The sequence below is a fragment of the Streptomyces sp. NPDC004647 genome (assembly GCF_040609575.1).
GTDB lineage: Bacteria > Actinomycetota > Actinomycetes > Streptomycetales > Streptomycetaceae > Streptomyces.
This window is the reverse complement of sequence record NZ_JBEXKU010000058.1, coordinates 26836-49610: the sequence shown is the minus strand read 5'-3', so window position 1 is coordinate 49610 and position 22775 is coordinate 26836. Positions and strand designations below refer to the sequence as shown.

Genomic DNA, 22775 nt, shown 5'->3' with positions numbered 1-22775 from the left:
CGGGCAGGACCGCATGGGCCGGGGCCGAGCAGAGCCGACCGGACGGGCCTGGCCGACCCGATCCGGGCCCGGGGCTCAAGGAGGCTCCCGCCGGCCGGGTCGGCCGATGGTTCTGACCTGCGCTGTTCCCTATCAGTCGAGGTAGTCGCGCAGCACCTGGGACCGGGAGGGGTGGCGGAGCTTCGACATGGTCTTGGACTCGATCTGGCGGATGCGCTCGCGCGTCACCCCGTAGACCTTGCCGATCTCGTCCAGCGTCTTGGGCTGGCCGTCGGTCAGGCCGAAGCGCATGGAGACCACACCCGCCTCGCGCTCACTGAGCGTGTCGAGGACCGAGTGCAGTTGCTCCTGCAGCAGCGTGAAGCTGACCGCGTCGGCGGGCACGACGGCCTCGGAGTCCTCGATGAGGTCACCGAACTCGCTGTCGCCGTCCTCGCCCAGCGGGGTGTGCAGGGAGATCGGCTCACGACCGTACTTCTGGACCTCGATGACCTTTTCGGGGGTCATGTCGAGCTCCTTGGCCAGCTCCTCCGGGGTTGGCTCACGGCCCAGGTCCTGGAGCATCTGACGCTGCACGCGCGCGAGCTTGTTGATGACCTCGACCATGTGCACCGGAATACGGATGGTGCGGGCCTGGTCGGCCATCGCCCGGGTGATCGCCTGACGGATCCACCAGGTGGCATACGTGGAGAACTTGTAGCCCTTGGTGTAGTCGAACTTCTCCACCGCACGGATCAGACCGAGGTTGCCCTCCTGAATGAGGTCCAGGAAGAGCATGCCGCGGCCGGTGTAACGCTTGGCCAGGGAGACCACCAGGCGGAGGTTCGCCTCGAGCAGGTGGTTCTTGGCGCGGCGGCCGTCCTCGGCGATGATCTCCAGCTCGCGCCTGAGCTTCGGAGCGAGCTTGTCCGCGTTGGACAGCTTGTCCTCGGCGAACAGGCCCGCCTCGATGCGCTTGGCGAGCTCGACTTCCTGCTCGGCGTTGAGCAGCGGGACCTTGCCGATCTGCTTGAGGTAGTCCTTCACAGGGTCGGCCGTGGCGCCGGCCGCGGCGACCTGCTGCGCCGGTGCGTCGTCCTCGTCGTCGTCGGACAGGACGAAGCCCTGGCTCTCGGGCTCGGCCTCTCCGCCTTCGGCTCCGGCCTTGCCCGCCGCCGGGGTCTCCTCGCTGGCCTCTTCGCCCTCGAGCAGCTCGTCGGAGTCCTTCTTGGCGGCGGTCTTCTTCGCCGCCGTCTTCTTGGCCGTGGTCTTCTTCGCGACCGTCTTCTTGGCGGCGGTCTTCTTGGCTGCCGCCTTCTTGGCGGGCACTGCCGCGGCCTCGTCGGCGACATCCTCCGCGGCGTCGGCCGCGGGGGCGGCCTCGACGGAGGTGGTGGCCTTCTTCTCCGCGACCGTCTTGGCAGCGACGGTCTTGGTGGCGGTGCGCTTCGCCGGGCTCTTCGCTGCGACGCTCTTGCGGGTGCGCTTGGGCGCCTCTGCGGCACTGACCATCAGCGTCACACCCTCCTCGTCGAGGACCTGGTTGAGGCTGCGCAGAACATTCTTCCACTGGGTTGGCGGAATCTGGTCAGCCTCGAAGGCCCGACGCACGTCGTCGCCGGCGATCTGCCCCTCAGCCTTTCCCCGCTCGATGAGCGCCATGACAGACTCGGATTCGGCGATCTCCGGCGGGAGCGTACGGGATGTGCTGGCCGACACGAACAACCTCTCGGAACGATGGAACGGCTTCCGACCCCGTCCACAGGGGACCGGAGCCGACGACCGTCGGAGGGGATGGACCGACGGCGCAGATGGAATCGCAGAGCTACACAGCGTCGCGAACGACGCTCGTATTCCCTCAGCGACTGCCACCTCTTAGGTCATCGCGCTTCCCCGAAGAGTGTTACGCCCAATCCACGTGGCCCGAGTCACACCACGCAGTGACCCCAAACAGGCGGTAACCGGCTGCACTGGTGCAATTCACCGGCATACCGGCCCAGACCCGCTGTGGACGCTTTCTCTGCGCGGCCGAGCCCATCAACGCCCATCCTGGCCGCCGCCGGACCCGGGCCTTGGTCCGGGTCCGGCGGAGATCCGGTCCGGCGTCCGGCGGCACAGCATCCGCTTCGCGGTCAGTGCTCACGCGGCGCGGGCACAACGCGCTCCACCTCGGGGTGGACCGTCAGTAGCTGGCGCATGGCCGCCTCCGCGGCGGGAGCGTCACCGGCGCCGAGCGCCTCGACGATCCGCGCGTGGTGTGCGACGGAGGCTTCCGTGGGGCGGTCGCAGCCGGTGGCCGGTCCGCCGGAGACCTGGAGGGCGGAGGAGACGATCCCCGAGAGGTGGTCCAGCATCCGGTTGCCCGCGAGCTGCAGCAGCAGGGCGTGGAACTCGGTGTCCGCCCGCGAGAAGGTGAGGGAGTCGCCCTGCGCCAGCGCGTGCCCCATGATCTCCGCCATGTCGGCGAGCCGCTGCTGCACGTCCTCCCGTCCGTGGCCGGCGGCGAGCCGGGCGGCGAGTGGCTCGATGGTCCAGCGGAGCTCGAACAGTTCACGGCGCTGGTCGTCGCGCTGCGGCCCGTACGCCCTCCACTCGATGATGTCGGGGTCGAGCAGGTTCCAGTCGCTCACCGGCCGGACCCTGGTGCCGACGTTGGGCCGCGCGCTGACCAGTCCTTTGGCTTCGAGGACGCGCAGCGACTCACGGACGACGGTCCGGGAGACCTCGAAGCGCTGGCCGATCTCCTCGGGGACGAGCGGGCGGTCGGCGCCGAGGTCGCCGGAGACGATCATCTGGCCGAGCTGCTGGACGAGTTGGCCGTGCAGCCCGCGGCCACGGCTGCCGGCTGCACGTCGGCCGACTCTGCCCATCTCCGTATCGGCACTGTCCCAGGAGGGTGTTCCGGTGCGGTTGGCGCCCTGGTTTTCGCCGTAGGGGTAGCGGTCAAGCTCGCCCGGACCGGGGAGTCCGGAGTCGACGGGGCGAGCCGCGGTCATCATGGTGTGCGCAAGGGTACTCACGCATCCTTTGTCGGCGACGCTCCCGGCCCCCTTGAGGTCTTTGGTGAAAAGCACACGAAAGGGTGATCGCCCATCACCTCATAATTGACGCCCAATCGGAAACAAACGGGCTATCTCCGTTGGGTTGCGGGCAGTTCATGCGCTATGCGGTGGTTACGACCACCAGCGTGCTCTGCCACGCAATGCCGCGACCATGTAGGCGCAGAGCAGGGCGAAGAGCGACAACGCCAGAGCCTGGCCGACTGGTTGGGTACCGAGCCGCAACGTGCCGTGGATCCAGTCCTCGACCCAGGACGGCCATTGCAGCGGGGCTACTGACCTGAGTCGCTCCGGCAGCCCGCCGAGCCGGTGGGCCGCGGGGCTGGAGAGCAACGTCTGTACGGCCGGGACCACAAGCACCGGAACCGCCAGGACCGCGGCCAGACCCATCGAGGTGGAGCAGAAGAGCCCCGCGGCGAGCAGACCGGCCCAGGCGCAGCCGATGACGAGCGCGGCCCATCCCATGGCCGCTACAGGCCAGTCGGCGGGGAGACGGGCGGTGTCGCCCCCGAAGACGAGTTGCAGAGCCGCGGCGTTGACGCCCACGGAGAGCACGGCGAGGACGGTTGCCACGGCAGTGCAGACGACGAGCTTGGCGACCAGCAGTCCGAGCCGTCGTGGGACCGGGGCATGGGCGTGCGCGAGGGCCGGGTAGCGGAACTCCTGCCCGAACGCGAGAGCTCCGAGCAGGCCGGCCCCGAACGCGGCTGGGGGGAGTGGCAGTTCGGTGGGCCAGCCGGCCAGCAGCCGGGCGGCCGGGGCATCACTGGCGAGGGCCATCAGCACTGAGGCGAGGAATGAGGCGGCGAGAGCGGCTGCCGCGGTCAGCCAGCCGGTCCATACGCCGCCGGCCCGGCGCAGTTCGTAGCGCAGCGGCCAGGCCGGGCCGGGCTGCGCGCGCTGTGGGATCGGCGCGTCGGATTCGGGGGATGCGGGTGCGGCGGCCCGTCTGGGCCGGCCAGGAGGGGCAGCCGTACCGGACTGCCCGGGAGGGGCGTCGGGGGACGCGGCGGGTCCGGGGGGACCGCCGTCAGGCCCCTCGAGCGAGGGAACCGGCCCCATGTCGCCGATCTCGTCGGCCAACTGATGGACGAGGATGCCGTTCCGGAAGGCGGTCTCACCAACGGCGGCGCAGCTGCTGCCGTAGACACAGATGCGGCTGCCGCCTTCCCGTACGACCTCAACGGCCGGGCCGTTCGCCTGCTTTTCGTCGGTGAGGCGGGCGGCAAGCCGGGCCGCGTGCGGGGAGCGGACGGCGACGCGTGGCCGCAGGCGCGTCCGGGCGAAGTCGGCTGCTCTCTGGTCGGCGACGAGACGGCCCTCGTCCAGAGTGACGACCCGGTCGCCGAGGCGGGCGGCCTCCATCGGGTCGCTGGCGGTGACCAGGACGGCGCCGCCCTCGTCGGCATGAGCGTGGAGCAGCCCGTACAGCGAGGACGCCTCGCGGGGGGAAAGACCGTGGGCGGGTTCGTCGAGGACGAGGGTGTGCGGGTCGCCGATCAGGGCGGCCGCCAGGCCGAGCCTGCGGTCCATACCGCGAGAGAACGATCCGAGCCGCTGCTCGGCCAGGCCACGGAGGCCGACGAGTTCCAGAACGTCCTCGGAGCGCTCGGCGGGAACTCCGGCGGCGGCGGCGAGCATGCGCAGATGGCTGCGGGCGCTGCGGGCGGGGTGGCCGGGGACGTCTCCGAGCATCACGCCGACCTCGCGGGCAGGATGCGGGATCCGGTGTACGGGACGGCCTCGGAAGAGGGTGACCCCGCGGCCTGGCTGAAGTTGCAGCATGAGCCGCAGCGCCGTTGTTTTGCCCGCTCCGGGGGCGCCGAGCAGGACGGTGACGAGGCCCGGGCGGGCCTCGAAGGTCAGGTCGTCGACGGCGGGCGGGTTGCTGCGCCGTGGGGCGCTGGTCAGTCCGATGGCCTGGATCATCGCTTCTCTCGCAGGACGGGAGACCGCTCGGCGGCTGCCGGGACGTACCGAAGCAAGATAACGCTATATGTCCTATTTTCCGCGCAGCGCACGGGGTGTGGCCGCCGACCGTGTCACCAGGCCCGCCACCCGGCCACGATGCTCGCTGTCCCTCAGACCTCGGGACGGAGCATCGGCGGGTTGAGGAGCGTCGCCCCGCCCGCGCGGAACAGCTGGGCGGGGCGACCGCCCTGACGGGTCGTCGTACCGCCGGTCGGCACCAGGAAGCCCGGAGTGCCGGTCACCTTGCGATGGAAGTTGCGTGGATCGAGAGCCACCCCCCAGACCGCCTCATAGACCCGGCGCAGCTCGCCGACGGTGAATTCCTGGGAGCAGAAGGCGGTGGCCAGAGAGGAGTACTCAATCTTGGAACGGGCGCGCTCCACGCCGTCCGCGAGAATCCGGGCATGGTCGAACGCCAGGGGTGCGACCTGCTCCCCGTCACGGCCGAATCCGCCTTCCTGACCGAGGAGATCCTCCACGGGAGCCCACCGCACACTGTGCGCATCACCGCCCGGGCGGGGGGCGGGCAGATCGGGGGCGAGCACCAGGTGCGCCACGCTGACCACCCGCATCCGGGGATCGCGCTTGGGATCGCCGTACGTGGCGAGCTGTTCGAGGTGCGCCCCGTTGACCGCCACCGGACTGGAGGGATCGTGCGCCAGCAGCCCGGTCTCCTCGGCCAGCTCGCGGGCAGCGGCGGACGAGAGGTCCTCGTCGGACCGTACGAAACCGCCCGGCAGCGCCCAGCGGCCCTGGAACGGCGGCTCACCGCGGCGTACGACCAGCGCACACAACGCGTGCCGGCGCACGGTGAGCACGACCAGGTCGACGGTGACAGCGAAAGGCGGGAAGGCCGACGGGTCGTAGGGGGACATGCAGCGATCATAGTCGTCTGCCTGACGATAATCAGGTCGTTCGGCAGCCACTTCAAGTGTCGCGTTCCGTCACTACGCCAACTGGGGTCCCGCGGTCGCATCCCCGGCCGTGATCGTGGCGGGTCGCCGATCCGTCCCGGGGACAGTGGTGATTCCGCAGCGTTCGTGCGGATGACCCGCAGTGCGCGAACCTGCGCTGTGCGCACTGCCTCCACGACCACGAGGCCGGCGGGCGTGGTGGGCGTGGTGGGGCCGGCGAGGGTGGCCGGCCCCACGGGCGCACCCCGGCGTGCGAAGTGATCAGCTGTGCCGCTCCCGGGCGAGCCTCGGAGCCCCGTACCGCCGGGCCGCCTCATCCGCCGCTCCTGGCTCCGCGCGGCCCGGTGCGGCGACGGGCGCGGTTGCGGTTACGGCTGCGGCTGCGGCTGCGGCCCGCGGAACGTACGGGCCGGGTCCCTCCGCGTGGCCGGCCCGGGGCCTGCCCAGGGGGCCGCTCCCGCCGGTCCTCGGCGCGGCCGGTCCGTTCCTGGCGGAGGCAGCGCCGGAGCAGCTCCGGGTCGAGCCCTTCGTTCGCTCCCTGGTGGAGCAGCTTGGCGAACAGGTAGTCGGGGTCGGCCCGCAGTGCCATGCCCAGTGCCACCCGCGCCGCGGGCTCGTCCCCGCTGGACCAGGCCACCCAGCCGGCCAGAGTGAGCGGAGGCGCGGCGTGGTCGCCGTACACCCCCACGCAGCGGCGAGCCATCGCCCGCCATACCCGCAGGGCGGGTTCGGCCTCGGGCCCCTCCATCCATTCCGCGGCCCGGTCGCGGGTCGTACGGTCCTGCAGTCCGAGGATGATCGCGGCCGCTTCCTCATCGGTGACCAGGGCGTCATCGAGGACATCGGTGGCGCGGGGACTGCCCGATGCCGGCACGTCGGCGAACCGGACCAGGAGCCGCTTGACGAGATCGAGTGTTTCCCCGCAGACGGTCTCCCGGCCCACTCCCCCGAGGATCCGCGGGACGAGTTCGGCGGTGGCCGCGTCCAGCGCACCTTCCTGCGCTGCCATGGCCGGCGAGGTGAGGGGCGCCAGCCTGGCTTCCATCTCACGGAGCGAGCCACGCACCTGGATCCCGGCGTACGTGGCGGCAGCCGCCATCACGGACGTGCCGGGCAGTGCGAGCTGGGCGCCCTCCGCGGGGCAGCAGCGCACATCGGGACAGCAGTACGACCAGAACCGGCGATCGGAGATGCACAGCGCCTCGAGTACGGGCACGTCCAGCTCTCCGCATGCCGTGCGGAGACGCTGTGCCAGCGGCCGCAGCCGCTCCATCACGTCCTGCCCGCTCTCCCCGCCGTGAGGGTCCTGACAGAGGAAGACGATGACGCCCTCGGGCCGACTGCCACGCTTCTCGCTGCCGGTCACCAGGCACTCGGCAAGCTGGCCGGCGACATCCGGCCACTCCTCCGGGCTGCTCGGAATTCCCAGCCGGAGGCGCCCGCCGAACCGGCCGCGGCCGCCGTGCAGAGCGACGAGAACGACACTGTCGTCGGGGTGAAATCCCATCAAATACGGCAGCGCGTCGGCGAGTTCCGCCGGGCTGCGCAGGGTGATCTGGTCTTCGGTGGACGGCTGCGAGGGGTCGATGTGCTCGGTCATGCCACGACAGTGCCGCTCGGGCAGCGACTCGGAAAGCCCTGTGGATAACTCCCGCATCTTGTCGTACTTCACCTGTGGACAGCAGGTTTTCCACAGGCCGGGCATCCTCGTTCGCGCATTGTCCGTGCCATCGGGTTGCATGGGGGCATGAGCAACGAAGAGCTGCGTTCGTCGGCCGATGCCGTACTCGCCCGCCTCGTCGGGGCCCCGGGCGGGGATGCGAGCCTGCGCGAGGACCAGTGGCGGGCGATCGAGGCCCTCGTCGCGGACCATCGCCGGGCCCTGGTCGTGCAGCGCACCGGATGGGGCAAGTCGGCGGTATATTTCGTGGCCACAGCCCTGCTGCGGGCACGCGGCAGCGGTCCCACGGTGATCGTGTCCCCGCTCCTCTCGCTCATGCGGAACCAGATCGGCGCCGCCGAGCGTGCGGGCATCCGCGCGCGGACCATCAACTCCGCGAACACCGAGGAGTGGGACACCGTCCAGGCGGAGGTGGCCGCGGGCGAGGTGGACGTCCTGCTGGTGAGCCCGGAGCGGTTGAACAACCCGGACTTCCGCGACCAGGTGCTGCCGAAGCTGGCTGCGAGCACCGGGTTGCTCGTGGTCGACGAGGCGCACTGCATCTCCGACTGGGGACATGACTTCCGCCCGGACTACCGCAGGCTGCGCACCATGCTCGCCGACCTGCCTCCGGGCGTGCCGGTGCTCGCCACGACCGCCACCGCCAACGCGCGCGTGACGGCCGATGTCGCCGAACAGCTCGGCACCGGCGAGGGGGCTGCCGAGACTCTCGTCCTACGCGGTCCGCTGGACCGCGAGAGCCTGAGTCTGGGGGTGCTGCGACTGCCCGACGCGGCCCACCGGCTGGCCTGGCTCGCGGACCACCTCGAGGTCCTCCCGGGCTCGGGGATCATCTACACACTGACCGTTGCGGCGGCCGAGGAAGTGACGGCGTTCCTCCGGCAGCGCGGGCACACCGTGGCCTCGTACACCGGGAAGAGCGAGGACGCCGACCGGCGGGAGGCCGAGGCGGATCTGCTCGCGAACCGGGTGAAGGCGCTGATCGCCACCTCTGCGCTCGGCATGGGCTTCGACAAGCCCGATCTCGGCTTCGTCGTGCACCTCGGCTCCCCCTCCTCCCCCATCGCCTACTACCAGCAGGTGGGGCGTGCCGGACGTGGGGTGGAGCACGCCGAGGTGCTGCTGCTCCCCGGCCGGGAGGACGAGGCGATCTGGCGGTATTTCGCCTCGCTCGCCTTCCCGGCCGAGGAGCAGGTGCGCCGCACTCTGGACGTACTGACACAGGCGGGACGGCCCGTGTCGCTGCCCGCGCTCGAACCCCAGGTCGATCTGCGCCGGTCACGGCTGGAGACGATGCTCAAGGTCCTGGACGTGGACGGTGCGGTGCACCGCGTACGCGGCGGCTGGACTGCCACGGGCCGGCCGTGGGCGTACGACGCCGAGCGGTACGCCTGGGTGGCCCGGCAGCGCGAGACGGAGCAGCAGGCGATGCGTGACTACGCCGCCACGGACGGCTGCCGGATGGAGTTCCTGCGGCGGCAACTGGACGACGAGGAGGCGGTGCCGTGCGGACGCTGCGACAACTGCGCAGGCGCACGCTTCACCCCGGATGTCTCCGCAAGCTCCCTGGATGCGGCTCGGGGCGAGCTCGGGCGGCCCGGCGTGGAAGTGGAGCCGCGACGGATGTGGCCCACTGGGCTGGCCGCCGTCGGCGTGGACCTCAAGGGCCGTATCGCGGCCGCCGAGCAGGCCGCGTCCGGCCGGGCTCTGGGGCGGCTGTCCGACATCGGATGGGGAAACCGGCTGCGGCCGATGCTCTCCGGGCAGGGCAAGGACGGGCCGGTGCCCGACGACGTGGCCGACGCGGTGGTGACCGTCCTCGCCGACTGGGCGAAGGGGCCCGGAGGTTGGGCGTCCGGCGCACCGGATGCCCCCGCCCGGCCGGTGGGGGTCGTCACCATGGCATCGCGGACTCGGCCGCAGCTGATCGGGACGCTGGGCGAGCGCATCGCGGCGGTCGGCAGAATGCCGCTCCTCGGAGCGGTGTCGTACGCGGACGGTGGGGCCGACACCCGGGTACCGCGTTCCAACAGTGCCCAGCGGCTCCGCGCTCTGGACGGCGCGCTGACCGTACCGCCCGAGCTGGCCGAGGTGTTGGCCGCGGCGGGCGGTCCGGTTCTGCTGGTGGACGACTTCGCCGACACCGGCTGGACTCTCGCCGTGGCCGCGCGGCTGCTCCGACGGGCAGGGGCCCAAGGGGTGTTGCCGCTGGTACTCGCCGTACAGGGATGAGCAGCGGAACGCACGGGCAGGGATATTGGCGACAGACCGGCTGATACGGGTCCCCGGTCCCGACTGCTCATTGCCGCACGCCCGTACGACCGCAAGAATTGGCAGCACACCCCGTCCCTGCCCATCCGAGGCGCGGAAGGGCAGTGCCCCGGCGCGTCAGACGATCCCTGCCCGGCACCCGTGCGTGCAGACGAAGGGAGGACCATGACCTCCGGCTTCGCACCGCCCCCGTCGGCATCGTTGTCCGCAGATGCCCCGGCAGCCCGGCTCGGCCGGATGCTCGAGCCCGCGGAGTGGGCAGAAGCGGGAATCCCGCTGCTGCGCAACCCGCGCGACGTCGTCACCGACCTGCACACCCGCCACCTGCCGACGCTTTCGACCGCTGTCGTCGCCGTACTCGACACCGACGAGCGGGTTGCCGCGAGCGCTTCCTTCAGCCGCCGGGCGAGCGCGGCCGACGGCTGGGTGTTCCGGAACGCCCTGTTGGTGCAACTGCGCCGGATCATCCCTCACGATCTACGGCGCCGGGCCCCCGTCCGTACCGCGATACTTCTCTACTGCCGTGACGGCGATGCCCGTTGGACGGAGGAGGACGGCGCCTGGATGTGGGGACTGCGAGATGCCTGCACCCTGCACGGTCTGCGCTGCGGCGCGTACATGACGCTGACACGAGCCGGTTGGCAGGTGCTGGGCGAGGGGCGTTCCGGCCGCCGGCCGCACTCCGCGTCCAGCCCCGAGGCGGACCGGACCGGGACGTCTCCCTGGGACGACGGTGTCCCGGGCCCGCGTCATGCCGCGGGCCGGTCCTTCGAAGTCCAGCGCCACACGGCCGCCCGCTGACGGCCGCGGTGGCGCCGGACGTCAAGCCATCACCGTGCCGAATCCGCCCGTCCCGAAGCGCCGGGCGGCCCCGCTGAGGGACAGCCCGGCGAGCGGTACCGGCGGTCAGACTCCGGCGCCGACGAGCGCGTTGATCCGCTGCGGGTCGCCGCAGACGATCAGCAACGCCCCTGCCCTGGCCAGAGCAGCCGGCAGGGCCTGGGCGGCGGCATCGTCCGCGCCACCGTTCACCGCGACGACCACCACAGGGCGGCTCGCCGCGCGCCCGGCCGCCGCGGCCTGCGCGTAGAAGACATCCTCACAGGCGTCGTGCTGAGCCCAGTAGGACGTCTCACCGAAGGACATCTCGTGCGCCGCCCACGGGTGCTCTTCGCCCGTGGTCAGTACCAGGATGTCGTGCGGAGCGCGGCCGGAGTCCAGCAGCAGGTCCACTGCCTCCTCGGCGGCGTCGAGCGCCCCCTCCGCGGATGCGGGGATCAGCTGGATCTGCGGAGACGATGCGGATGGCGGGGACTTGGCCGCGTCGCGGGAGTCGCGCTGGGCCGGTGTGGTGGCAGGACCGCGCTGCGGTCCGGGGCGCCCCGGCCGTATCGGAGCAGGGCGCGGCCCGGGGCCAGGGACAGGGCGGGGGGTCTGCGCAGTACGGCCGGCGGCCGGAACAGAGCGGGGACCCGGGACACTCTCGTGAATCTGAGGCTCCTCGGGGATGAGAGGCATGAGCTGATGTCTATCAAACACCGGTGCGATCCGCACCAGCGGGGCGGGGTAGTTGCGGGATAGCCGCTCAGAAGTCGAAGCCGAGCTGCCCTCCGGATCCCAGGGACGGCTCTCCCACCCAGCTCCGCTCCCGCTTGAGATGCTGCCAGCGCGGCAGCGCGTCCCAGTAGGCCCAGGACATCCGATGGTGGTCGGTCGGTCCCAGTTCTTCCAGAGCGGCGCGGTGTACGGGCGACGGATACCCCGCGTTCGCGACAAATCCGAAGTCGGGGCATTCGAGGCCGAGTTCGGCCATCATGGCATCCCGGCGCACCTTGGCGATCACCGAGGCCGCGGCGACCGCGACGCACGACTGGTCGCCCTTGATGACCGTGCGGACCCGCCAGGGTGCCCCCAGGTAGTTGTGCTTGCCGTCCAGGATCACGGCGTCGGGCCGGACCGGGAGGGCTTCCAGCGCCCGCACGGCGGCGAGGCGCAGGGCCGCCGTCATCCCCATCCGGTCGATCTCCTGCGGCGAGGAGTGCCCCAGGGCATGGGCGGTGACCCAGGTTTCCAGCACTCCGGCCAGCTCGGTACGGCGCTTGGGGGCGAGCAGCTTGGAATCGGTCAGCCCGTCCGGCGGGCGGCGCAGACCGGTGATGGCGGCGCACACCGTGACCGGCCCGGCCCAGGCCCCGCGCCCGACTTCGTCGACACCGGCGACAAGTTTGGCGCCGGTCGTGGCGCGCAGTGAGCGCTCGACGCTGTGAGTAGGCGGTTCGTACGGCATGGCCCCATCAGGTTACGCCGCCCGGGCCGGTCCGCGGCAGGCGGGTATCAGCCGGACTCCGGACGGAGCAGCCACGGCATTCGGCGAGGCTCTCCTGTGCAGACCCGGCGCTCGTACGCGGCAGCCTTTCCCCCGCAGCAGAGGTCTTCAGTCGACAAATGCCCTGCGCCGTCCGCGCTTTTGGGGACACGGAGTGCTCACGGAAGGCACGACCACAGCCTGCGCCGCAGCCGTCGCGCCGGTCCGCCGGCGCCGCCTTCCGTCCCCGCCCCTGCGCGAGCTCCTGCGGGGTGGGGCCGGAAGAGGGTGCTGGACGCTCTCAGCCGGAGTCGCGCAATTCGTCGTACCGCGAGGCGGTTCCACAGGGGGCAGTGATCGCCGGAACGGGTCGTTCCGTCAGAATCCTGCGCGCCCGTGCTTCGCCGATGCTCGTGGCGTACCAGGGCTCGTCGTCCGGTCCCAGGTCGTCTTCGATCCCCCTCAGGGCGCAGGCACGCAGGTGCTTGGGCAGCCGGTCGAGGGCGGGCACCGCGTCCGCCGAGAGCTGCTCGAGATACGCGAGGTCGATCTTGCCGTCGCGCTCGTACCGCTGGACATTCTGTTCGGCGACGAGTCCGTCCGGGGAGAGCAGTCCGAAGGCCAGTACGGCTGCCGCCGCGCTCCCCACCACCGCTCGCGGCAGCCACCGGCCGCCGACGACGCCGGCCACCATGATCAGCGCGATGACGAGGCCGAGCCACATCTCGACTCCGACCACCGAGACACGCAGCCGCGTCAGGCCATAGGCGTCGACGTACAGATCCATACGGCGGAGTGCCGAGACGACGACCACCAGCGTGAGGGCGCTGAGCGTGCCGAGCACGCCGCGGACGAGGGTGCGGTCGCGCTGGGCCCCGCGCGGAGCCCAGCGGAGCGCCAGGGCGATGACGACCAGCGTGAGGAGGGTTGCCCAGAGCAGCTGCCAGAAGCCCTGGCGAGCGTATTGCGCGTACGACAGCCCCGTCTCGCTGAGCACCTTGTCGTATCCGCCCAGGAGCACGGCCAGTTGCACGGCGATGAAGGCGGCGAAGAGGGCATTGAGAACGACCAGCGGCAGTGCCCACTCCAGTCGGGCGCGCGGGCGGCCCGGAGTGCCCTCGATCCGGTCCCAGCGCATCGGTGCAGCGGCGGTGCGGGCCACCGCGAGCGCTCCGAACAGCCCCAGAAGGAAGAAGAAGACGCGGGCGGGGCTGTCCCCGACGCTCACGTCCGGCGCCAGGCCATTGATCAGATCGGCGAAGGCCGCATCGGCACCCGCGAAGAGCGCGCCGAAGACAACGAGCAGGGCGATGGCCGCGCCGGCGGTACGGAAGATCGGCACCCAGCGGTCCCGGCTGCCGTCGGCGCGCTCGCGTATGCCTTGCCAGGCCCACCGGGTGCCCGGAACGAATGCGCCGACTACACCGATCGAGCCGAGAAGCGTCCCCCGCCAGGTGCGACCGCCGTGCAGAGCCAGCGAGCCGAGTGCGAGCGCCGTGGCGCTCGCGAGGAACGTCGGCCAGCCGGCGTCGCGCAGTGCCGGGACTGCGAGGAGGGCCGAGCCGCCGACGGCCCACGCCATGGTCCACGGGCGGATCCTCCGGCCTGCCGCTCGGGCGGCGAAGGCCGCGGCCAGCACGGCCGGTACGGCCACGAGCAGCAGGTTGATGCCGATGCCCTCGCCCAGCAGCAGCCCGCTCAGGACGGCAGTGGCCAGTGCTGCCCAGAGCGTGGCGGGGAGGATCCCCGTCGGCGGGCCGGGCTGTACGGCGACCAACCACGCCGGTGGTTCTGGCGGAGCAGGCAGCTGGTGCGCATAACTTCGCGGCGGCGGGGCGGGGGGCTTCCGGAGCTGGGCCGGTCTGACCCGAGTCTCGGGTATCCCACCTTCCGGTACTTCTGCTTCCTCGGCTTCTGCAGCCGCGGACCGGTCTTGCGGTTCCACTCGCTCCTCAGGCTCCGGAGCTGCGGACGGCGAATCGGGCACGGGACCCCCTCCCGACCGGGCCCTGCCCAGCAGCGCCTCAGCGCAGGCGGCCCGGTGTCTTGTCGGCACAAACCGGTCAAGATCGACACGGCTGCGTGGCCGTAGAGTAGGCGCACCCGGCGGGAATCCGGTCCCCCGTCGCCGCTATGACCCCAGCTGTGGCATGACCGTGACAGACAGCCTGCCGTACGAGATGTCCTCAGCCGCTCACGGCGGGGGTCCAGCCGGGGAGCGGCTCGGTCCGTTCCTGCCAGTCGCGAGGCGGAGCCCCTGCCTCCGCGGCCGCGACGACGCCGCCCACGATGGCGCAGGTGGTGTCCACGTCGCCGCCCACCTGCGCGGTGGTCCAGAACGCCTGTGTGTAGTCCCCGAGGTGCCGGGCGGCGGCCCAGAGCGTGAAGGGCACCGTGTCATGCGCACTGGTACGACGGCCGCAGCCGAGAACCGCGGCGACCGTACCCGCGTCGCCGTAGTCGAGCATGTCGCGGGCGCGCCGCAGCCCTGCCTGTACGGCGCTGCGCGGGACGAGCTCGATCACCCTCGCCAGCAGGGCCTCCGGCCCCGCACTGCCGTCCGGATCGGCCACCAGGGCCGCTGCGGCGGCGACAGCCATGGTCCCGGCCACCGCCTCGCGGTGCTGATGCGTGGTGTAAGCGGAGATCTCGGCCTGATGCGTGGCCTGCTCCGCGTCGCCCGCGTACCAGGCGCCCAGCGGAGCGATTCTCATCGCGGCACCATTGCCCCACGACCCCTGCCCGTTGAACAGCGCGGAAGCGAGTTCACGCCAGTCGCCGCCCTCCCGGACCAGCCGGAGCATGCGGTTCACGGCAGGGCCGTAGCCGCGGTCGAAATCATGGTGCGCGGCGAAGGAGAGGGCGAGCGCGTCCTGGTCGATGCGGCCGTGGTCGATCAGGACGGCCAGCACGGAGCAGGCCATCTCGGTGTCGTCCGTCCACTGCCAGATGCCGGGCGGCAGCTCACGCCGCTTCAGTGCCGGGTAGTTCGCAGGCACGAAGAACTGGGAGCCCAGGGCATCGCCCACGGCCAGCCCGCGCAGGCTGGCGAGGGCCCGATCGCAGCGTTGCATGAGGGTGGGATCAGCGGTCATCGCACTGCACTCTAACCGGTGGCGTCGTACGACTCGGGCGTACACCAATGCTCGAATGGCCGGTCCAAGCGGTACCGGCCGTTCTCGCCGAGGACCAGGATCCGGGTCTCGGCGTTCCCGGGGTTGGACAGCGACTCGAATTCCGCCACCCGCCAGTGGAACCAGCGCATACAGAACAGCCTCATGGTCAGGCCATGGGTGACCAGGAGCACATTGGGGGGATGGCCGGGGTCCTCGAAGCTCCGGTAGAGGCTCTCCAGGAACGCACCCACACGGTCGTAGACGTCCGCGCCCGACTCACCCTGCGCAAATCGGTAGAAGAAGTGTCCATACGCATTCCGGTACGCCTTCTGCAACCGCACGTCCTCGGCGTCCTGCCAGTTCCCCCAGTCCTGCTCCCGCAGCCGGGGCTCCTCCCGGATACGGACCCGGGCAGGATCGAGGCCGAGCGCCCGGAACGTCTGGTGCGTGCGCCGGTACGGCGACACATAGGCACTGACCCGCTCGTCGCCGAACAGGGCGCGCAGCCGCTCTCCGGCCTCCACCGCCTGTCGCCGGCCGGCCTCCGTCAGCGGCAGCGCGTGATCCGGCACCCGCTCGTAGACCGAGTCATCGGCGTTGCCCTCCGACTCTCCGTGGCGGAGAAGGACGATGTTCCGGGGGCGTGCCATGCCGCCACCATAAATCGCAGGCCGGGGGCTCGCCTCATCCCGGCTTCCTCCTGCCCTCATCCCGTCTCGACGGGCTCACCACGCGATTCCCGGAACTCCGGCCGCAGCATGAGTTACGCGTCGACCGGTTGCGGCGGGGTCACCGGCCGGTTGGGGCGAGATCGCCGACGGCGTCCCGGGCGAGGCGGCTTCACACCGCCCAGGAAGGTTCGAGTGCGACGACATCGCCGGCGAGCGCGGAGATATCGGCCTCGATCTGTGCCCGCAGCGCCAGCCGTTCCACTCGCTCCGCACGGTATTTGCCGTGCTCCGCCGCCGAATCCCACAGCGACAGCACCAGGAACTCGCTCCCCGGCGCCTCCCCGAACACCCCCCGCAGCATCCCGGGCGACCCTGCCATCGCCGGGTTCCACACCTTCTCCTGCATCAGGGTGAAGTGCTCCACCCGATCGCTGCGGACGCAGCAATGGGCCACGCGCGCGACGTCCGCGTCCGAGAAGACCGGCTGGAAACCGACCTTGACATCGAACCGGTAGTCGAACAGGCGTATCTGGGCGTCCTTGAACGTCCCGGACTGCGCAGCCGCGAGCCGGTCGTGCGACCGCGCCATGAAGGAGTCGTAGAACGCCCGGCTCTCCCAGAAACCGAAGAGGTGGGCGACGTTCGGGCGCGCACGACTCCAGCCCCCGCCCTGTCCCCGGAATCCCGGCTCGCCGAGCAGCCCCGCCCATTTTCGCTGCCCCCGCTCGAAGCCGCGGCGGTCCACCACGGTGCAGCGAATCCACTTGACCAGCACCGCGCCATCGTACGGCCCCGGGAGTGCTCCGCATCACGCTGTGACGGACTGGAACCGCGGAAGGGGAGGCCCGACCACCGGCCGGCCCCCTCCCGTCCCACCAGAGGTGGTGTGCAGCGAGCGGACAAGGAAGGGCACTTCACCACGTGGCGTGGGACGAAGAGCGTGGCAACATGGGTAACTGACGTGCGGTGTCCGACAGTTATGAACACGACCTTGTTGAGAACCCGTTCCACCAGGTGCTTGATGCCGGTCCGCGGCCGGCTTGCGATCACCCTGGCCGATCACCGGCCACTGACACGTCGGCAGAACCACGTCGGCAGAACGCGGACAGGTCCCACGTCAGCCCAGTTCCGAGGAAGGGAAGTCCGGTGAGCAGTCTCAACAAAGGGATCGAGAAGGTCGAGGTGACGCTCAGGTGGGACCCCAGCCCCTCTGGTGTGCCGGACAACGATCTCGACATCGTCGCTGCCACGTACTCGGCGGACGACCCGTACGGTGAGCCCACGTACCTCGTGCACTTCGACAAGCGATCGCCTGACGGCACCATCACCCTCAACAGGGACAGCCGGACCGGTCAAGGCTTCGGCTTCGACGAGGTCATGACGCTGGAGCTCGATCGGCTGGCGCGCACGTACACGCGCGTGGTCGTGGGTGTGGTCATCCAGCAGCGTGGGGGAGAGAAGACATTCGGCGACGTAGTGAACACCGGCGTCCGGATTCTTGAGGGCCACACCGAGCTGGCGGAGAACGACTTCGCCAGTGTCTCCGGGTCCACGGCCGCGACCGTCGCGGAGTTCGTGCGGGACGACTCGGGAGAATGGGGTTTCCGCTCGGTGATCCGCGGCTTCGATGCCGACCCGGCCGCCTTCACGGGGATGATGGGCGGCAAATTCTCCTGACCTGACGCGGCCGGCTCTCGCGATGATCGGGCCCGTGGGACCGTATCGGACCCGTCGGACAGACGGGCGCCCGTCACGGCCCCGGACTTCTCAGGATCAGTGCAACACTGCGGGGGCGTGCCCTGACCGGGCACACCCCGCAACACTGCCGCCAGACGCAAGAGTCCAGCGCTACGGATGCCGAGGGCGGTGGAGCCGAGTAACCAACTCCACCGCCCTGACCAGGAGATTCACGCCTGGACGGCGCCCTGAATCAGCTGCAGCCGCTGGTCGAGCCGCAGCCCTCGCACAGGTAGCAGCTGCCCGCGCGGCGCATCTTGGTGCCGCACGAGAAGCACAGCGGAGCGTCGGCGTTCAGTCCGAGCTGCATCTCCACCAGTTCAGTGGAGCTGTGCGCCTCCTTGGGAGCGGGAATCGCGGCCGTCACCTCCGGGGCCGGGGAGGTCGTCGAGGCCTTCGGGGGCTCGACATGACGCGGTGCGGACTGGGCGAGCCCTTCCACGTCCAGCTCGTCGTCGCCCGACTCGTACGAACCGGTCTCCAGGTGACGCTGCCGCTCCTGGGCCGAGTGGATACCGAGCGCCGACCGCGTCTCGAACGGCAGGAAGTCCAGCGCCAGACGGCGGAAGATGTAGTCGACGATCGACTGGGCCATCCGCACATCGGGGTCGTCCGTCATACCGGCCGGCTCGAAGCGCATGTTGGTGAACTTCGAGACGTATGTCTCCAGCGGGACGCCGTACTGCAGTCCCACCGAGACGGCGATGGAGAAGGCGTCCATCATGCCCGCGAGGGTCGAGCCCTGCTTGGACATCTTCAGGAAGACCTCGCCGAGCCCGTCGTCCGGGTAGGAGTTGGCGGTCATGTAACCCTCGGCGCCGCCCACCGTGAAGGAGGTGGTGATGCCGGGACGGCCCTTCGGCAGTCGGTTGCGGACCGGCCGGTACTCGACGATCTTCTGCGCCGCCGGCTCGGGCTGCTCCTCCGCCTTGGCTTCCTTCTTCTTGGCCGAGAGGGGCTGGCCGACCTTGCAGTTGTCGCGGTAGATCGCGAGCGCCTTGAGACCGAGCTTCCAGCCCTCGAAGTAGATCTCCTCGATCTCCTCGACGCTTGCCGACTCCGGCATGTTCACCGTCTTGGAGATCGCGCCGGACAGGAACGGCTGGGCCGCCGCCATCATGCGCACGTGGCCCTTCGGCGAGATGGAGCGCTCGCCCATGGCGCAGTCGAAGACCTCGTAGTGCTCCGGCCTGAGGCTCGGGGCGTCGATCACATTGCCGTGCTCGGCGATGTGGGCGACGATCGCCTCGACCTGCTCCGGCTGGTAGCCGAGGCGCTTCAGCGCCTTCGGGACCGTGTTGTTCACGATCTGCATCGAGCCGCCGCCGACGAGCTTCTTGAACTTGACCAGGGCCAGGTCCGGCTCGACTCCGGTGGTGTCGCAGTCCATCATCAGGCCGATGGTGCCCGTCGGCGCCAGCACGGACGCCTGGGCGTTGCGGAATCCGTTCTTCTCGCCGAGGCGGATTACGTCCTGCCAGGACTCGGTGGCCGCGGCCCAGACCGGGGTGTCCAGGTCGTCCATGCGCTTCGCCGTAGCGTTGGCGTCGGCGTGCTGCTTCATGACGCGCTTGTGGGCGTCGGCGTTCCGGGCGTAACCATCGTACGGGCCCACGACCGCGGCGAGCTCGGCCGAGCGCTTGTACGAAGTGCCGGTCATCAGCGAGGTGATGGCGCCCGCGAGGGAGCGTCCGCCGTCCGAGTCATAGGCGTGGCCGGTGGCCATCAGCAGGGCGCCGAGGTTGGCGTAGCCGATGCCCAGCTGGCGGAACGCGCGCGTGGTCTCGCCGATCTTCTGGGTCGGGAAGTCCGCGAAGCAGATGGAGATGTCCATCGCGGTGATGACCAGCTCGACGACCTTGGCGAAGCTCTCGGCGTCGAACGACTGGTTGCCCTGGTCATCGTCACGCAGGAACTTCATGAGGTTCAGCGAGGCGAGGTTGCACGAGGAGTTGTCCAGGTGCATGTACTCGCTGCACGGGTTCGAGGCGGTGATCCGACCCGACTCCGGCGAGGTGTGCCAGTGGTTGATGGTGTCGTCGTACTGAATCCCCGGGTCGGCGCAGGCCCAGGCGGCCTCGGCCAGCTTCCGGAAGAGACCCTTGGCGTCGACCTCCTCGATGACCTCGCCGGTCATCCGGCCGCGCAGGCCGAACTTCGAGCCGCCCTCCACCGCCTTCATGAACTCGTCGTTCACACGGACGGAGTTGTTGGCGTTCTGGTACTGGACGGACGTGATGTCGTCGCCGCCCAGGTCCATGTCGAAGCCCGCGTCACGCAGGGCGCGGATCTTCTCCTCCTCCTTCACCTTGGTCTCGATGAAGGCCTCGACGTCGGGGTGGTCCACATCGAGGACGACCATCTTGGCCGCGCGGCGGGTCGCGCCACCGGACTTGATCGTTCCGGCCGACGCGTCGGCGCCACGCATGAAGGAGACCGGACCGGATGCATTGCCGCCGGAGGACAGCAGTTCCTTGGAGGAGCGGATACGGGAGAGGTTCAGGCCGGCGCCGGAGCCGCCCTTGAAGATCATCCCCTCTTCCTTGTACCAGTCCAGGATCGAGTCCATGGAGTCGTCGACCGAGAGGATGAAGCAGGCGGAGACCTGCTGCGGCTGCTTCGTGCCGACGTTGAACCACACCGGCGAGTTGAAGCTGAACACCTGGTGCAGCAGCGCGTGGGTCATCTCCTGCTCGAAGATCTCGGCGTCCGCCGGGGAAGCGAAGTAGCCGTGATCCTCTCCGCCCTTGCGGTACGTCCGGACCACACGGTCGATGAGCTGCTTCAGGCTGGACTCACGGTCGGGCGAGCCCACCGCGCCGCGGAAGTACTTGCTGGTGACGATGTTGACCGCGTTCACCGACCAGAAGTCGGGGAACTCGACGCCACGCTGCTCGAAGTTGACCGAGCCGTCGCGCCAGTTGGTCATGACGACGTCACGGCGCTCCCAGACCACCTCGTCGTACGGGTGCACGCCCGGGGTGGTGTGGATGCGCTCGATGCGCAGCCCCTTGCTCACCTTGCTGCCCTTGGCGCGGGAGCCTCGTGCCGGGCCGCTCGTCGTCTCTGTCATGCCGCCTCCCTGTACGGGCAAAAACGCCCTGATGTGCCCATTTCTTCCCTGGGCACGATGTCTCTCTGGTGCCCGCACGCTCGCGCGCTCCGGGCAGGTCTGGTGTGCGCCGCTAGTCGGCCGCGCTCGCCGCGGCGGGGACCTCCGGGTCCTTGGCGCGGCCGTCGGCGTCCGACTGGGGCAGCTGCTCGCGCAGCTCCGCGACGGCGGCCTCGAAGTCCTCGAGCGAGTCGAACGCCCGGTACACGGACGCGAACCGCAGGTACGCGACGAGGTCGAGCTCCTGGAGCGGGCCGAGTATGGCGAGCCCGACGTCATGGGTGGACAGCTCGGCGCTGCCGGTGGCCCGCACCGCCTCCTCGACCCGCTGGCCGAGCTTGGCGAGGGCGTCCTCGGTGACCGGCCGGCCCTGGCACGCCTTGCGCACCCCCGAGATGACCTTGTCGCGACTGAAGGGCTCGGTGACCCCGCTCCGCTTGATCACGATGAGTGACGCCGTCTCCACGGTGGTGAAGCGGCGGGAGCAGTCGGGGCACTGACGGCGCCGACGGATCGCGGTTCCGTCATCGGTGGTACGGCTGTCCACGACGCGACTGTCGGGGTGTCTGCAGAAGGGGCAGTGCATTTTCCTCCACCCTCCTCGACCCTTTGAAATGTCTTCCGGCACAGCACGGCTACACGGCTTCGCCGGGCCCGGACGGGCCTCGGGAAGCAGCCTCAAGCATAGGCGATAACCGCGGCCATGGATGTCCAGGGACCACAACTTGTAGGTGGCCGCCGCCAATCAAACCACTAGATCTGGTGGTCGGCCGTCAAGCGCATCGACCGCGTGTCGCGTCGCGGCGGCGTCCATGAGCGTACGGGAGGCGGCCCGACCGCCCCGTGGCGGGGCGGGAGTGCCAGACTGGGCGGCAGCGCGGTGACGCTCCACCCCCGCCGGACCCGGCCGTCACTTTCCGGGCGGACGGTACCGTAATGCGTGGAATCGACTTTCCGCCTATACACCTGGCCACCTGACCACGCCAGCCGATCTGCGAATTTTCACTCGAACGTGTGTTTGGCGCAACCTTTCGAAACCAACTACCGTTGTCCCACTAGGGAGAACATCTCGAGAGGGGCCGACGTGACCACCACCGCAGACAGCGCCACCATCACAGCCCAGGACCGCTCCCAGCACCGAGCAGACCGGACGCTTCCGATGAATGACGCGGACCCGGAGCCGGAGGGGCAGAAGCCTGTGCGCTCGCTGCCCGGCCGACCTCCAGGAATCCGGGCGGACAGCTCGGGGCTCACGGACCGGCAGCGTCGTGTCATCGAAGTCATCCGCGACTCGGTGCAGCGACGCGGTTACCCACCGTCCATGCGCGAGATCGGTCAGGCGGTAGGGCTCTCGAGCACTTCGTCCGTCGCGCATCAGCTCATGGCGCTGGAGCGCAAGGGCTTCCTGCGCCGGGACCCGCACCGCCCCCGGGCGTACGAGGTCCGCGGCTCCGACGGGCCGACCAGCCAGCCCACCGACACGACCGGCAAGCCCGCGGCGTCGTACGTACCGCTCGTGGGCCGTATCGCCGCCGGTGGCCCGATCCTCGCCGAGGAATCGGTCGAGGACGTTTTCCCGCTCCCCCGCCAACTGGTCGGTGACGGTGAGCTGTTCGTTCTGAAGGTCGTCGGCGACTCGATGATCGAAGCCGCGATCTGCGACGGCGACTGGGTGACGGTGCGCCGCCAGCCCGTTGCCGAGAACGGCGACATCGTGGCCGCCATGCTCGACGGCGAGGCCACGGTGAAGCGCTTCAAGCGCGAGGACGGCCATGTGTGGCTGCTGCCGCACAACTCCTCGTACCAGCCGATCCCCGGCGACGAGGCGACGATCCTCGGCAAGGTGGTGGCGGTGCTCCGGCGGGTCTGACACACCCCTCACGACCGGGCCCCGGGACCACTGCGCCGGTTCCGGGGCCCTGCTGCGTTCCCGCGCGTGGCGGCCGATCACCGGGCCAG

17 protein-coding genes are annotated in these 22775 nt (G+C 70.3%); 4 read left to right on the top strand and 13 right to left on the bottom strand.

Translation table 11 applies throughout. The features are described 5' to 3' along the window. Window positions 1-132: 132 nt before the first annotated feature. The 5 genes from ABZW18_RS24020 to ABZW18_RS24000 all read right to left on the bottom strand — a co-directional run bounded on the left by ABZW18_RS24020 (window position 133) and on the right by ABZW18_RS24000 (window position 7523). Window positions 133-1698, bottom strand: a complete 1566-nt coding sequence (locus ABZW18_RS24020) for an RNA polymerase sigma factor (protein WP_356190761.1) — start codon at window positions 1696-1698, stop codon at window positions 133-135. A 413-nt stretch (window positions 1699-2111) separates the two neighbouring features. Continuing rightward, window positions 2112-2999 (bottom strand): FCD domain-containing protein, encoded by an 888-nt coding sequence (locus ABZW18_RS24015; RefSeq protein ID WP_356190759.1) that lies wholly within the window; start codon window positions 2997-2999, stop codon window positions 2112-2114. A gap of 153 nt (window positions 3000-3152) precedes the next feature. Further along, the gene (locus ABZW18_RS24010) at window positions 3153-4967 is read right to left on the bottom strand and encodes an ABC transporter ATP-binding protein (RefSeq protein WP_356190756.1); all 1815 of its coding nucleotides are present in this window, start codon (window positions 4965-4967) and stop codon (window positions 3153-3155) included. A 152-nt stretch (window positions 4968-5119) separates the two neighbouring features. After that, window positions 5120-5884, bottom strand: coding sequence for an NUDIX domain-containing protein (locus ABZW18_RS24005; RefSeq protein WP_356190754.1), 765 nt, complete (start codon window positions 5882-5884; stop codon window positions 5120-5122). Window positions 5885-6236: 352 nt separating this feature from the next. After that, complete coding sequence (locus ABZW18_RS24000) at window positions 6237-7523, bottom strand: DUF4192 domain-containing protein (protein WP_356190751.1); 1287 nt, start codon at window positions 7521-7523, stop codon at window positions 6237-6239. A gap of 147 nt (window positions 7524-7670) precedes the next feature. Here ABZW18_RS24000 and ABZW18_RS23995 point away from each other — a divergent pair, with 147 nt between their 5' ends. Both ABZW18_RS23995 and ABZW18_RS23990 read left to right on the top strand, forming a co-directional pair. Further along, window positions 7671-9836 (top strand): RecQ family ATP-dependent DNA helicase, encoded by a 2166-nt coding sequence (locus ABZW18_RS23995; protein ID WP_356190748.1) that lies wholly within the window; start codon window positions 7671-7673, stop codon window positions 9834-9836. A 204-nt stretch (window positions 9837-10040) separates the two neighbouring features. Then, window positions 10041-10676 carry a hypothetical protein gene (locus ABZW18_RS23990; RefSeq protein ID WP_356190746.1) on the top strand — a complete coding sequence of 212 codons (636 nt, stop codon included), beginning with the start codon at window positions 10041-10043 and terminating at the stop codon, window positions 10674-10676. 105 nt (window positions 10677-10781) lie between these two features. On the opposite strand, the gene ABZW18_RS23985 is transcribed toward ABZW18_RS23990, so the two are convergent. From ABZW18_RS23985 to ABZW18_RS23960, 6 genes are all read right to left on the bottom strand, one after another. Next, entirely contained in the window at window positions 10782-11393 is a 612-nt protein-coding gene (locus tag ABZW18_RS23985; protein ID WP_356190744.1) for a hypothetical protein, read from the bottom strand. A gap of 67 nt (window positions 11394-11460) precedes the next feature. Continuing rightward, window positions 11461-12162 carry a ribonuclease HII gene (locus ABZW18_RS23980; protein WP_356190742.1) on the bottom strand — a complete coding sequence of 234 codons (702 nt, stop codon included), beginning with the start codon at window positions 12160-12162 and terminating at the stop codon, window positions 11461-11463. Window positions 12163-12481: 319 nt separating this feature from the next. Beyond that, entirely contained in the window at window positions 12482-13957 is a 1476-nt protein-coding gene (locus tag ABZW18_RS23975; protein WP_356190740.1) for a DUF4173 domain-containing protein, read from the bottom strand. A 409-nt stretch (window positions 13958-14366) separates the two neighbouring features. Next, window positions 14367-15275, bottom strand: a complete 909-nt coding sequence (locus ABZW18_RS23970; RefSeq protein WP_356190738.1) for an ADP-ribosylglycohydrolase family protein — start codon at window positions 15273-15275, stop codon at window positions 14367-14369. Window positions 15276-15286: 11 nt separating this feature from the next. Then, window positions 15287-15946: a histidine phosphatase family protein gene (locus ABZW18_RS23965; protein ID WP_356190736.1), complete on the bottom strand. Its 660-nt coding sequence runs from the start codon at window positions 15944-15946 to the stop codon at window positions 15287-15289. Window positions 15947-16136: 190 nt separating this feature from the next. Continuing rightward, window positions 16137-16742 carry a YdbC family protein gene (locus tag ABZW18_RS23960; protein WP_356190734.1) on the bottom strand — a complete coding sequence of 202 codons (606 nt, stop codon included), beginning with the start codon at window positions 16740-16742 and terminating at the stop codon, window positions 16137-16139. 371 nt (window positions 16743-17113) lie between these two features. On the opposite strand from ABZW18_RS23960, the gene ABZW18_RS23955 reads away from it, so the two are divergent. Continuing rightward, a complete protein-coding gene (locus ABZW18_RS23955; RefSeq protein WP_356190732.1) occupies window positions 17114-17644 on the top strand; it encodes a TerD family protein in 531 nt (176 codons plus the stop codon). A 253-nt stretch (window positions 17645-17897) separates the two neighbouring features. Here the strand turns inward: ABZW18_RS23955 and ABZW18_RS23950 are convergent, their stop codons facing one another. Both ABZW18_RS23950 and nrdR read right to left on the bottom strand, forming a co-directional pair. After that, entirely contained in the window at window positions 17898-20777 is a 2880-nt protein-coding gene (locus tag ABZW18_RS23950; RefSeq protein WP_356190729.1) for a vitamin B12-dependent ribonucleotide reductase, read from the bottom strand. Window positions 20778-20889: 112 nt separating this feature from the next. Then, on the bottom strand, window positions 20890-21402 hold the full coding sequence (gene nrdR / locus ABZW18_RS23945; RefSeq protein WP_356190726.1) for a transcriptional regulator NrdR: 513 nt from the start codon (window positions 21400-21402) through the stop codon (window positions 20890-20892). 498 nt (window positions 21403-21900) lie between these two features. On the opposite strand from nrdR, the gene lexA reads away from it, so the two are divergent. Next, entirely contained in the window at window positions 21901-22686 is a 786-nt protein-coding gene (gene lexA, locus ABZW18_RS23940) for a transcriptional repressor LexA (protein WP_356190723.1), read from the top strand. The last annotated feature ends 89 nt before the right edge of the window (window positions 22687-22775 follow it).